This window comes from Kosakonia sp. MUSA4 (assembly GCF_013085925.1).
Classification (GTDB): domain Bacteria; phylum Pseudomonadota; class Gammaproteobacteria; order Enterobacterales; family Enterobacteriaceae; genus Kosakonia; species Kosakonia sacchari_B.
Window position 1 is genome coordinate 5,523,150 of the sequence record NZ_CP025697.1, and the last position, 12,882, is coordinate 5,536,031.

At 47.1% G+C, this 12,882-nt stretch carries 13 protein-coding genes; 9 read left to right on the plus strand and 4 right to left on the minus strand.

Annotated elements, in window-relative coordinates:
- The first annotated feature begins 114 nt into the window (after positions 1-114).
- The 7 genes from C0557_RS26240 to C0557_RS26270 all read left to right on the plus strand — a co-directional run bounded on the left by C0557_RS26240 (position 115) and on the right by C0557_RS26270 (position 4,405).
- Positions 115-387: a Cox family DNA-binding protein gene (locus tag C0557_RS26240; RefSeq protein ID WP_007369289.1), complete on the plus strand. Its 273-nt coding sequence runs from the start codon at positions 115-117 to the stop codon at positions 385-387.
- A gap of 169 nt (positions 388-556) precedes the next feature.
- Positions 557-1,057, plus strand: a complete 501-nt coding sequence (locus tag C0557_RS26245) for a replication protein B (RefSeq protein WP_208662507.1) — start codon at positions 557-559, stop codon at positions 1,055-1,057.
- A gap of 63 nt (positions 1,058-1,120) precedes the next feature.
- A complete protein-coding gene (locus C0557_RS26250) occupies positions 1,121-1,345 on the plus strand; it encodes a DUF2732 family protein (RefSeq protein WP_007369287.1) in 225 nt (74 codons plus the stop codon).
- Positions 1,345-1,632, plus strand: coding sequence for a DUF5405 family protein (locus C0557_RS26255; protein WP_208662514.1), 288 nt, complete (start codon positions 1,345-1,347; stop codon positions 1,630-1,632). Before C0557_RS26250 ends, C0557_RS26255 begins: the two co-directional genes overlap by 1 nt.
- A gap of 13 nt (positions 1,633-1,645) precedes the next feature.
- Positions 1,646-1,870 (plus strand): TraR/DksA C4-type zinc finger protein, encoded by a 225-nt coding sequence (locus C0557_RS26260; protein WP_208662516.1) that lies wholly within the window; start codon positions 1,646-1,648, stop codon positions 1,868-1,870.
- Entirely contained in the window at positions 1,867-2,142 is a 276-nt protein-coding gene (locus C0557_RS26265) for a DUF5405 family protein (RefSeq protein ID WP_208662519.1), read from the plus strand. The genes C0557_RS26260 and C0557_RS26265 overlap by 4 nt, the downstream gene beginning before the upstream one ends.
- Positions 2,132-4,405: a replication endonuclease gene (locus C0557_RS26270; protein ID WP_208662521.1), complete on the plus strand. Its 2,274-nt coding sequence runs from the start codon at positions 2,132-2,134 to the stop codon at positions 4,403-4,405. The genes C0557_RS26265 and C0557_RS26270 overlap by 11 nt, the downstream gene beginning before the upstream one ends.
- A 249-nt stretch (positions 4,406-4,654) precedes the next feature.
- Here the strand turns inward: C0557_RS26270 and C0557_RS26275 are convergent, their stop codons facing one another.
- Both C0557_RS26275 and C0557_RS26280 read right to left on the minus strand, forming a co-directional pair.
- Positions 4,655-6,883, minus strand: a complete 2,229-nt coding sequence (locus C0557_RS26275) for an AAA family ATPase (protein ID WP_208662524.1) — start codon at positions 6,881-6,883, stop codon at positions 4,655-4,657.
- 774 nt (positions 6,884-7,657) lie between these two features.
- Entirely contained in the window at positions 7,658-8,368 is a 711-nt protein-coding gene (locus tag C0557_RS26280) for a hypothetical protein (protein ID WP_208662526.1), read from the minus strand.
- 71 nt (positions 8,369-8,439) lie between these two features.
- On the opposite strand from C0557_RS26280, the gene C0557_RS26285 reads away from it, so the two are divergent.
- Entirely contained in the window at positions 8,440-8,694 is a 255-nt protein-coding gene (locus C0557_RS26285) for a hypothetical protein (RefSeq protein ID WP_007370026.1), read from the plus strand.
- Between the two features lie 343 nt (positions 8,695-9,037).
- Here C0557_RS26285 and C0557_RS26290 read toward each other — a convergent pair whose 3' ends face one another.
- Together C0557_RS26290 and C0557_RS26295 are read right to left on the minus strand one after the other, a co-directional pair.
- Complete coding sequence (locus C0557_RS26290; RefSeq protein WP_208662528.1) at positions 9,038-10,072, minus strand: phage portal protein; 1,035 nt, start codon at positions 10,070-10,072, stop codon at positions 9,038-9,040.
- On the minus strand, positions 10,072-11,841 hold the full coding sequence (locus tag C0557_RS26295) for a terminase ATPase subunit family protein (protein ID WP_208662530.1): 1,770 nt from the start codon (positions 11,839-11,841) through the stop codon (positions 10,072-10,074). Before C0557_RS26295 ends, C0557_RS26290 begins: the two co-directional genes overlap by 1 nt.
- 177 nt (positions 11,842-12,018) lie before the next feature.
- On the opposite strand from C0557_RS26295, the gene C0557_RS26300 reads away from it, so the two are divergent.
- Positions 12,019-12,879 carry a GPO family capsid scaffolding protein gene (locus tag C0557_RS26300; protein ID WP_208662532.1) on the plus strand — a complete coding sequence of 287 codons (861 nt, stop codon included), beginning with the start codon at positions 12,019-12,021 and terminating at the stop codon, positions 12,877-12,879.
- Positions 12,880-12,882 lie beyond the last annotated feature (3 nt).

Consider the following 12,882-nt stretch of genomic DNA (forward strand, 5'->3'; position numbering starts at 1 on the left):
ACTATATTCCCTCCGAAAGGTATCCATAGGGAAACCTTCCGGGGCGTAAAAAACCAACCGCCAAAACGGCTCTAAACGGTTTTGGGAGGGTTGGATCAAGAGAGGGTAGCACAGATGGAAGCTAATGATTATGTGATCCAGTATCCGCTGGATGCGGTACATACCGAGAAATTTGCGGAGTTATTAGGCAAGCCTAAAACGGCTGTTGCCGAAATGGTTAAGGCTAACAAGCTGCCTGTTATTGAGCTGCGCGATCCGAGTAAACCGAATGCTCGCGCCGGTGAAAAGTGGGTTTTCATCCCAGAGTTTAACCGCGCAGTTCGCGAAGCTTTTTACAACCGTCCGGTCGAGCAACGTGATGCCTGGCTGCTTTGGATGGGGCTTTGATTATGAACGAACCACGTTGCATAGCTCAGTTATTGCGTAATGAAAGCACAGGGGCGATAGATTTCACTATAACCCACGGCAGAGGGCGAAAGGGCATCATCATTCGCACTAAAAAAACGAGTGCTTTAAGCGCTATTTTTGCTTTCCTGAAATCGTGGAGGTTCTGGAAATGCCTGTAATGACGCTCGGTATCGTGTCAGCACAGCCTGCCGGTTTGCGCAGCCTGGTCAGCAAATATCTGGCCGCGCCTCGCTGGCAGGATTCTTGTGATTTTTATAATCAGATGATGGAGCGTGAGCGCTTAACTGTCTGCTTCCACGCTCAGTTAAAACAGCGTCACGCTACGATGCGTTTTGAAGAAATGAACGATGTTGATCGTGAACGTCTGATAACTGCTATTGATGAATTACGCTCTGCATTTTCAAGATTCCGTCAGGTTGGGATTAGCCTGGTTAAATATATTGGCCGATTAACCATTAGTCAGCGTCGCACATTGTTTATGCATGCAGGATTAACAGAGGAAGAATTTAACCAGCCTTACTGGCGTATTAATGAAGACTCCTGTTATTGGCGTGATGCCTTGTTTCGCGCATTGCGTGAGCTATTTAATTTATTTGAATATGCGCCAACAATTTTAACCTCGGTAAAACCCGAGCAATATCTGCATTAAATAATTAACGGTAAATTTTAACGCACTTAATTGTGCGGGGCTTCTTTTTGTCTGGAGAAAGTCATGCATACAGTAACAGGAAAGCAGTGCGGTAAATTTTCACTAATGTTGCAGCAGGCCAGAGCCGAAGCACAGGCCGATGCGGCTACGCGCTTTTCCTCTCACCTTGACGGCTTAATCCGTCATATAGCTGGCGCTGAGTTATCACGCGTTGAGATTGTTGAGTTACTAAGTCAGGAATCTATCAAGTTTCATAATATCGGCCTTTCTCGCGGAGAATCTCTTTAATGTCTCTGATGCACGCCGTATTGCTTAATAACTGGCTAAAGATTGCGGTTATGAAAAACGGTGAATTATCGCTTGCCGATCTTAAGCACGATAAAAAAACAGGAGCGATGACAGAGTCAATTATCGCTATTTATTCGAGTGAATTAAACCTCCTGACGGATGTGGTCAGTTTGCTTGTGAAACGCGCCGTTTTTCATAAGCAAATCACCACCGTTGATGAATTATCGAAATTAACTATCGAGCTAACTGGTTATTGCGCCAGTGAGTTTAAAAAACTGAACAGATAGAGGAACTAAATCAATGCCAGATTATATGGATCACATTCAAGAACGGCAGTCCGAGTCACTGGCTCGCCAGGTCAACGCTGCGCGGGTAAAAACCTGCGGCGCTGCTGCGTTGGCTTGTGAAGAATGTGACGCTCCGATTCCTGCTGATCGCCGTGCAGTTTATCCATCTGCTACTCGCTGTGTTTACTGTCAGTCAGCGCATGAGGCGAAAGCAAAACACTATCGGGGACACGCATGAGCATTCGTATCGAAATTGGCGAACGTTATGTCGTCACCAGTGATCGCTTTCAATTTATTTTGCAGGAAAAAAAGACCGCTGAAACAGGTAAGAATGCCGGTAAGGAGTGGCTCGATGTTGTCGGCTATTACCCCAAATTAAACCAGCTCGTTTCCGGCTTGGTGCATCACGATCTCTTGACTGGTGACGCCAGCTCGTTTGAGGCACTAAGTACGCAGGTTGAGCGCCTCAGTCAGCAATGTTTAGCGGCTTTTGGTTCAAATGGGCGTTGAAGTTCGGGGGCGTTACGCCCCTACACCGCCACCACCATTCGCAAAAGGCACCACTAAAGAGTTTGCCGGTGCTTACTCATGGAACGCGCCGCGTGATGCTATTGGGCGCGATAGACCCCTTACACGTGACGAGTTGCGTCAGGTGCAAGGCGTTTTATCCAGGATTGACCGCCTGCCTTATTTTTTGCGCTCCCTTTTCATATCGCGCTATGAATACATCAGGCGCAACAAAAGCCCGGTTCACGGATTCTATTTTCTCAAATCGACATTTTTACGCCGTTTATGGCCGCGCATCGAGCGAGTAAACCAGCGCAACGAAATGAACACTCAGGAGTCGCTACTATTTCTGGCGGAAAGCGAAACTTATGCGCGCTTGCCGGGAATGAACGATAAGGAGCTGAAAAAATTCGCGGCGCGTATTGCTTCGCTTTTTTTCGTAATGTACGAGGAGTTAAGTGATGCATGGGCGGAGGCGCACGGTGGTAAAGAATCACTTTTTACCGATGAGGCGCAGGCGCATCTTTATGGTCATGTTGCCGGGGCAGCTCGTGCTTTCAATATCTCCCCGCTTTTTTGGAAGAAATACCGCAAAGGTCAGATTACAATCCGCCAGGCTTTTTCCGCTGTGTCTCGGCTGATTAATGATGAATGGTGGATTAACCAACTCAAAGCGCAACGTATGCGCTGGCATGAAGCTCTTTTAATTGCTGCCGGTGAGGTTAATAAAGACCGTTCGCCGTATGCCAGCAAAAACGCAATCCGCGATGTACATACACGCCGCCTGGCTAACCTTGAATACCTCAAATCCTGTGATCTGGAAAATAAGGTGACGGGCGAGCGTATCGATCTCATTAGCAAAGTCATGGGGAGTATTTCTAACCCTGAGATACGACGCATGGAGCTGATGAATACTATTGCCGGAATTGAGCGTTACGCCGCTGGCGAAGGTGATGTCGGGATGTTTATTACATTGACCACGCCATCGAAATATCATCCGACGCGTCAGGTCGGCAAGGGTAAAGATAAAACTGTGCAGCTTAATCACGGCTGGAATGACGAGGCTTTTACCCCGAAAGATGGGCAGCGCTACCTATGCCGTATATGGAGCCTGATGCGTACCGCTTTCAAAGATAACGATTTGCAGGTTTACGGTATGCGCGTCGTCGAGCCGCATCACGATGGAACGCCGCACTGGCATATGATGCTGTTTTGCAAACAAGAACAACGCAAAGAAATTACTGAAATTATGCGTCGTTATGCCCTCAAAGAGGATGGTGACGAACGCGGGGCAGAGCGTAATCGCTTTCAGGCTAAACACCTGAACAAAGGCGGCGCAGCGGGCTACATCGCGAAATACATTGCTAAAAATATCGATGGCTATGCGCTTGATGGCGAGCTCGATCATGATACCGGTAAGCCGTTAAAAGACACGGCTGCCGCTGTGACAGCCTGGGCGTCTACATGGCGTATTCCTCAATTTAAACCTATTGGCCTGCCGACAATGGGCGCGTATCGCGAGCTGAGAAAATTACCTCGTGGCGTTAGCGTTGCTGATGAATTTGATGAGCGTGTCGAAGCGGTTCGCGCCGCTGCGGATAGTGGTGATTTTGATTTATATATCGCCGCACAGGGTGGGGCAAATATCCCGCGAGATAGTCAGACTGTGCGCGTAGCCCGCAACGTGACTGATGAGGTTAACGCATACGAGGAAGATATTGAGCGGGTGGTAGGAATTTACGCGCCACATATCGGTGCGCGTCATGTCCACGTCACCCGATCATCGGAATGGCGCATTGTTCCAAAGCTTTTGGCCGTTGAGCCTTTGACTTTAAAAAGTGGCATCGCCGCGCCTCGGAGTCCTGTCAATAACTGTGGAAAGCTCACCGGCGGTGACGTTCCGGTTATGACCCCCACACCGTCTGAGCATGCCGCAGCGGTGTTAAATCTGGTTGATAGCGGGGTTATCGGTTGGAATGACGTTGAGGTCGTGACGGCGCTCAGGGGCGCACTAAAACACTGCGCATCACGACCAAATCGACAGCAAAGAAGCGGTGAGTCATTAAAGCCGCATGACGTCGCCCCATCAGGACGGCTGACAAAATCCGAGCGTGACCAAATGCCTCGCATCCGTTTTGACCTTGCGCAGCAAGGCATAACGCCGAAGCGATGGGAGCTTGAGACCTTAGCGCGTGGTGCAACTGTGATATTTGATGGGCGCAAATTCAAATATCCAGTTATTACTAACTGGCCTGGGGGGTTATAAGGGCTTTGATCTTTGGAAACTGCTGCCATAGAATAACCATGTTACCGCTTGGGATATCTACATCGCATTACTCTTAGTATTAGCTTTATACAAAGGGTGTAAAGGCTGCTATTGGCAACAATAGTGCTGGCATGGAGATAACCTCATGTTAAAGCTAGTGAATGTACGTCAGTACAACCGCTACCGCTTCGGGCGCTGGGAGACGGTGCGTAAGCACCGTCGTTCCTACCCGAATCGATGATATGCGGCCTAAGCGGTAACACCTCCTAAACCTTCTTCTTCCTCTTCCTCGTCCATCATTTTTATATAGTGTTTTTGATCACCTGTCATAGAGAATATTTTGCGTAACTGCTCCATATATTTTTCTGGAGCAATATCTCCCATGTCGGTAATGTTAACGGCATCTGAATGAGAGCCTCGGTTAATGTATCTATAAAAGGCTCTAAAATCATTGTTATTATCATCATTAGCAAGTTTTAACAATTCTGATTGCAATGAATCTGTTCTGTGAACAAAAGCAAAATAATATTCTAAGATATTTCTCATTATATTAGGTATTATAATTTTGTTTACTTTCCCATCTCTTGCGTCTTTTAATATTTGCCATAGTGACTGATATTCATTTTGTACACTATTTTTATCTATTTCTGTAATTAAGCTAAAGTTATTTTTTGTTATTCTTCCGAGGTAATAGTCTCGTTTAAATAACTTATCATCTTTGCTTTTTGGTGCTAACTTTATAAGTTCATGAAAGAAATAAAGGTTGTGTGTAAGTATTATTATTTTTTTGGTTGAATCATTTTTAATAAGTTCATGGTGTATTATTGAAGCAATGTCATAAACATAATTTTGTGATAGGCTTGATATTGGATCATCTATTACGATTAATGCGTCGCGTGCATCATTATCATTTTTATCAGTTCTGCCTTTGCAGTATTCTAAAAAATACAGGAAAGTAATTAAGGTCTTCTCCCCTTCGCTGAGAGATCTATATACATTTTCTTGTTCAGTGTTTTCAGATCTGGAGATTATATATTTGTCTTCGCTGCCTGAGTGTTTTTTTATGCTAAATCCATAAATGCCTAGGCTTTTTAGTCGCAAGTTTATAGAGTCTATGGTTGAATCGATATTAGATATTTGAGAACGTAGTTTTGCTATTTCTTGATTGTTTTCTTGACCTTTTTTTGCTATTTCTTTCATTTGAGATTGTAGTTTTTCAAAACTATCTTCGTAACTTTCTTCGTATTTTGAAAGTGACTCAAATTCAGGATGGCAAAGGTCTCTTATTGCCCCCCATATTTGTCTTTTTATAGCGTTCTCGCTTTCCTTAAATTTTTTGACTTTAAGGTTTATATCATTAATAGATTTATTGTATTCTATTAATGTTGATGCTATTTTATTTTCTATTTCATTGTCGTGGTTTAATTTTATTGTTGTGGATGGGTTTGTGATTTTTTCGGAAATTAATTCCAGGTTTTTATCTGCGATTGCCTCCAGTATTGTTAAGTAAGATATACTCTTTTCTTTTTCATTGTCGCTGATTAATTCGCAAGCCAGAATAGCCTGATGTATTTTTTGAAAATGAGCTTTTGTACCCGTTTCATAAGCCGACTTAATTAGATGTATTTGATTGACTTTGTCTGAATAACTTTTATCAAAAATAGACTCTATAGCCGCCAGGAATTCATTAGTTATGGTGTTTTGTTGGCAAAATGGGCAGGAGTCACCGCTTAGGTAATAATCTTTCCCTTTCTTTACCCAATCAAGATTCTGAAGTTTCTTGATTGTTTCTGAAAGGTAACTATTACTTTTATCTATGATTTGAGTGGATAATAGCTCTTGATCTTCAACTGAAATTATATAATTAGAAAAAGGTGGTAGGGATGGAATTTCATTGTTTTTATGCTTTAGTAAATTATTGTATTCGTTTATGAGTGTGCTCAGATTAATTTCCGTGACTCGATTTGTTTTTTTTACTTGGCTAAAAAAATCTTTCTTGCTTCCTATTGATCCTCTCATCAGTATTTTTAAATTAGACGATCTTACAAAGTCAGTTTTTGTCCAAACCAAATCTATGTACCTATCGTCCTCTTTTTCTTTTTCCGCGATTAGCTTGGTTTGTTCAAGTTTTTTTTCTTTGTATTGGCTTGTTAAACTTGTCTTTAACTCCTCTTTTTCAAGTAGTTGTTTTTCTATATCAGCGTTTTCTTTGCTTAGAGTAAATACCCCTTTTTGCTGTGTTGTATTGTAGAAGTTATCTTCTATAAATTTTGAATTGTAGACTAAAGGTCTGTAGTTTTCGATTAATGAGCACTGGCACTCGATGTAGTCAGCATGGGTTGTATTATAAAAATAGTTTGAAATTGTGGACTTTCCACACCCATTATGGCCATAAAATATATTTATTTTTTTAGTGAGATTGATATTTGTGAAACTATCCTTTGAATAGCTGGTAACGTTTTTTAGTTTAAGTTCCATTTTCACTCCTCATCTTATCAATATATGCTATGTGTAAATTTAAATGGTTGAACTATTATGATTTCACTCTACCAGAAGAGATCTACTCCTCACATACGATATATTCAAGGTGAATATGAGGTATAAAAATGATGTGACGCAATTCACTATAATAGTGTTGATTATTTAGCTTGTATTTGATTATCCTGTAGTTTTGTCAATTTTGCATCGTGCATGAATCAGGTGCATTGTTTTGAATGAGAGTTATATTCATTTTTCTTATGATCTCCACCAGAGCTAATGCGGATCCTGAATAGTGTTACAACTGTATTTAAACCGCCCCTTAACGCGGGCTGGAGAGGTGGGGGAGCGGAAAATGGCTGGGTGTTTTCCAGGGACTCAAAGAATACGTCGATGGTTACTTGCTCGGACAACCTTATAAGGATGCATTTTTCTTCGGCAGTGAGCGCCCTGTGTCGATGAATGAAGGAATGGTTTTTTGGTAGTTAAAAAGGCCGCTGAGGTTAGGAATACAGAATTTTTAACGGCCGCGGACGATCCCAACTTGTCGCTGTTTTAACGCCAGAAACAATAAATAGACGATAGTTCTTTCACATGGCTATCAGTACCATCTATTATATTTCACATAGAAATATGTAACGATAATAATCCATATAAAGGTAAGGATGCCGAAATAGTCAGGTATGAAACGAGCGAATATATAAGCCCCCGCCACGATAGCTATCAAAGGGATATAATAAATATATGATTGTAGAAACCATAAAATTGCTCGCTTCATCTTTTTAATAGCTCATACAAAGCATCACCGATTATTTCTTCATTGTTGCCGCCTGATTCTACTTGATAAATTATCTTTGTCATTTGCGGTTCAATAAGAAAGTAAAGCATCTCAAGGTTTTCTTTGTACAGATCCTGATAATATGTTGCGTCCTGAAATTTGAGTTTGTTAGCTGCCATTGCCGCTATTTGTGCTTTTGAATATATTATGGCACCGTTAACATACATCGATGACAATGAATTCACCATTTTAATATGGGATTCCTGAAAGTCACCACTACTGATTACCAACTTTGCGATAGTCAAGGATAGCGCTAATTTACTGGATTTTTCTGCGTATTCATAAGCCTTGTCCCCTAATTCTTTTTTGAGGAATTCTGCAAGATTTGTACTCTTTTGTGCACCAAGTTTTTTAAGAGTTTTCCGAAAATAGATCTCAACCATATCGAGAGCAACATCATTTCGGTTATAGATTTCAGCAAGAGCCAATACGAGCCGTCGGTCTTCATTCATTAACTCACGACAGGTGTTGCGGTAGTAATCATCTGGTATTAAGCACGAACCATAGTTGATCAAACGCTGCGTGCCGAGTTTCAAACTTTCAATAGTGCTCATATTGGTTGCTTGTATTTCTCGTAATGCTTTTGTTAACGCTAAGGCCATCTGTCTGTCAGACTGAGCCTTCATTTTTAAGTAGCTTTCTGCCATTTTAATTTCCCTTGATATAACATTAACGAGTCAATAATTGATCATCATCGTCAGAAGGGGCAAGGAAGATAATGAAAAAAAGCGGTAAGGCGACCATTTATGTTCTGGTGGTGATTGTTTTCTTTCTAACTATTCCTGAAATCGTGATTCGCGTACTGACACCGGAACAGTTTGCCCGGCTGAGTGATTTCACAAGCTTCGGAGGGCTGTTCAGTCATCTCCTTTCATTACTGATTTTTCTGGGCTTAGCTTCTATTTTGCTGGGTGTGCTCGCCATTTTTTTAACGAAAAAAATCTACCGGCATTTAACGCGCGACAGAAGCTAATCAACATGCCTTACCGCGAAATTCTGCGGCGCATGCATCAGGTGCGTCATTTCGCATTTGTTTTATCTTTTGTTGAATGAGGATCAAGGCCAGTTCTGGCAAGGATCCGATGACCTGTTGCAACTGCATTAAAACCGACCCACAAAGCGGGCAGGCGAGGCGGGGAAAGCACTGCGCGCTGAGGCCGGTAATTTATTTATTTTCCCGCGCCTGAGCGCGCCCCAGCCGCGCGCAGGGCGCGAGGGCGTGTGACGAGGAAGCGAGACGGCAGCGCGTCGTGTGGGAGCTCTGGCGGGCTCTGGCGAGGGGCATGAAAAAGCCGCCCTGCGGCGGCTGCGGTGGGTTACGCGTCGTCGGTGTCGAGGCTGTATTTCTGGAACCGGATGATCTCCTCTCCCGCCCATTCATTGAGCTCAAGAAAGCGGGCTTGCAGCGGCATCAGTTCGTTACGCACAAACACTTTTGCCACCTTCTCAACGTCGCCGATCGAGCCCGCATTTTCCGGTTTGCCGCCCATCAACTGGAACGGGATGCGGTGCGCGTCCAGCAGGTCGTTGGCACTGACTTTCTTGATGTTGAAAAAATCGTCTTTGGTGGCGACTTCACTCAGCGGTACGATTTTAATCCCGTCGGCTTTTCCGTTCGGCGCGTAGAAAAACAGATTTTTAAAATTGCCGAGCCCTTTCGAATCACGCATCGCTTTGCGCAGCGCCTCAACATCGGTGCTACTCTGCGCCGCGTCGGTTACATACATGATGTAACCCGCATGCGCGCCGTTCTGGTAATACTTGCGGCGAAACAGCGTCGCCGATTCATTCAGCCAGGCCGAGTTAAGCGCGCTCAGATATTCCGGCATCCCGTAAAGCTCCTGGTTAATATCGGGCTCCAGCAGGTGGAACACCGAGCCGGGCGCAAACTGATGTGGCTTCGTGTAATTCTGAATATACCAGTAGGTATCCTGCTCCACGCCGCGCCGGGTGTATTTGGCCGGTGAGGTTTCATATTTTAGCGGCCTGCCTGTCACGCTCCGGCTCTGCTCAATAAACGCATTGCCAAACACCATGTAATCAAGCGCGAAGCGGGTAAAATCCTGCCGGGATAACAGCGGATGCGGGATGTAGGTTGACACCAGAATATTACGTTTGACGTAGATCGGCGAGCTGTGGTGAACGGCAGCGCGCATGCTTTTCGCCAGCCCGGAAAAGCTGACCGGCGGCTCGTACCACTGGCCGTTATCGATACACTCAACGTAATCCAGGATATCGCGTTTATCCAGCACCGGCACCGGTTCGCCGAAGGTAAACGCCTCCATACTTTGCGCGGGTGCGGCGGTATGCTGGCGCGGTTGGGTGTGCTGACGCCTGTTGCGTTTTGCCATTAATAAAACTCCAGAATTGAGGATGAGGACTGGCCGCTCGCGGCGGTCAGCGGTTCGTTAATCAGTACGTGCATGGTCGCCCAGGCGAGATCGGCGTGACTGGCTTCTTCGGTGCGGCTGGCCTCATAGGTGGCGCTGCGCCCGCTGCTGGTCATGGTTTTGCGGATGGACATAAACGACTGCGTGATGTCGGTTGCGCTGACGTCGTATTCGAGGCAACCGCGCGTGATGGTATCTTTCGCTTTCAGCACCATTGCGGTTTTCATTTCCGGGGTGTAGCGAATATCGCGCGCTGCCGGGTAGAAGGAGCGCACAAGCTGGAAGACGCCCTGACCGAGCCCGGTCGCATCAATCCCGATGTATTCGACGTTGTATTTTTGCGTGAGCGCGCGAATGGATTCGGCCTGTGTGGCAAAATCCATTCCCTTCCACTGGTGGCGCTCCAGAATGCGGAATTTACCCCCGGCAACCAGCGGCGGCGCGATAACCACGCAACCGGCACTGTCGCCACGGTGTGACGGGTCGTAACCAATCCACACCACGCGCTGACCAAATGGCCGGTCGGCAAAGGGCGCGTAATCTTCCCACTCCTCCATGCTGTCAACCATGCAGCGCTGTAGTTCCTCGAACGGGAACACCGACGCCTTATCATCAACGAACTCGCACATAAACAGGTTGCGGAAGTCGTCTGCGCTGTTCTCCCGGCGCAGTGCGTCGAGGTCAAACAGGGTACAGCCCCCGGCGAGCGCGTCCTCAATGGTGACAATCTGCCGCCACTGCCCGTCTGCGCAGGCCACGCCGCGCGCTAATGCTGCATGGCTGATATCAATATCAACCCGCTCGCTGGCGCTGGCGCGCCCCCGGTTAAACAGTTCGCCTGACCAGAACGGATAAGCGCCATGACCGAGCGAGGACGGCGTCGAAAAATAGGTCGTGCGCAGGTGTTTTTGTGAGGCCATGCCCGACGCCACTTTGCGCAGTCGCTGGAAGTTGGGGATCCAGAAAATCTCATCGACATACAGGTCGCCGTTGTGGCTCTGCGCGGTGTTGGAGTTGGTGCCGAGAAACAGCAATTCCGCGCCGTTGTTGCCGATGACAATCGGGTCGCCGGTAAGGTCAACATCAACCAGCCGGGCAAACGCAATGATGTATTTGCGGAACACATACGCCTGCGTTTTTGAGGCGGATAAAAATATCTGGTTATGGCCGGTTTTCAGGGCGCGTAACAGCGCCTCGCGGGCGAAATAAAACGTCGCGCCAATCTGGCGGGATTTGAGAATGTGCCTGATGCGGTGCTCAAGCCCGGCCTTGTGCCAGCCAAGCTGATAGGCGAAGGACTGGTCAAAGAAAATTTCCTCCAGTTTTTCGATGGCCTCCTCGCTGAAAAAATTCTTTTTCGGCTTTTTGCGATCCCCTTTGTTGCGGTTCGCCACGTTCGGATTGAGATCGGCCTCGTTGCCGGTCTGCCCGTAGCGGTTAATACGCGCAAAGCGCTCCATCTGGCGCGCCAGAAAGTCAGCGACCTTGAAGTCGTGCGCGGTCAGCTCCGGCCTGGAGTAAATCTGGATTAACCGCGCTTCTAACGTGTTCCCCACCCGGTCTAACGGGGCGGTGTCCTCCCAGCCGTCGCGCTGTTTCCAGCTCTGAACTGTGGGGCGTTTGGTCTGCAACATTTCCGCGATTTGCGGCACGGAAAACCCCTGCCAGTACAACAGTGCCGCCTGTCGTCGCGGGTCATTTAAAAGTGTCGTGTCGGTGGTGATGGTCATGAATGCCTCGCCGTGATGAATACAGGGCAAGGCTACTTAAGCGCGGTCAGCGATTCGCTAAGGTACTGATGTGTCGGGGGCAAGCCATCCGTGACTGATGGCGAAGCAACGGACGAGCCGGGAAACTACCCCCTGACAAAACCGTGAATCCTTCACAGACAATCAGGACTCCTGACGATGGCAAAAAAAGTAGTTTCAAAATGGTTTCGCATCGGCGTCGAGGGTGACACCTGCGACGGTCGCGTTATTGGCGCGACGGAAATTCAGGAAATGGCCGACACGTTTGATCCGCGTGTCTATGGCTGCCGTATCAACCTTGAGCACATCAAGGGACTTATGCCGGACAGCACCTTCAAACGCTATGGCGATGTGGTGGAGCTGAAAGCGGAGAAAATCGAAGACGATTCTGCGCTGAAGGGCAAGCTGGCGCTGTTCGCGAAAATCACCCCGACTGATGAACTGGTCGCCATGAACAAGGCGCTTCAGAAGGTTTACACCTCGATGGAGATCCAGCCGAATTTCGGCAACAGCGGCAAGTGCTACCTCACCGGCCTGGCCGTGACCGATGACCCGGCAAGCCTCGGCACCGAATATCTGGAATTCTGCCGCACCGCAAAACACAACCCGCTGAGCTCCCGCAAAGCCAGCCCTGAGAATTTCTTCTCGGCGGCTACGCTGGCGGAAATTGAGTTTGAAGAGGAGCCCGACACCCTGCTTAACCGGCTGACTGACTCGGTTAAGGCCATTTTCAGCCGCCAGCAGACCAGCACCGATGCACGTTTTAACGATGTGCATGAAGCCGTGACGGCGATTGCTGAACGTGTCCAGAGCAATGGCGACGGCATTGATACCCGTTTCAGCGCGCTCGAAAGCCAGCTTGCGGAAGTTAAGCAGGGGCTTGAAGCGCAGACCCTGTCCACGACTGAGCAATTCAGCGCGATCACCGCCACCCTGGACAAAACCCCCAGCGAGACGCAGCCGCGCCGGAAACTGAGTACCGGCGGCGATGGTGCAGGCGCAACCCTGACCGACTGCTAATCA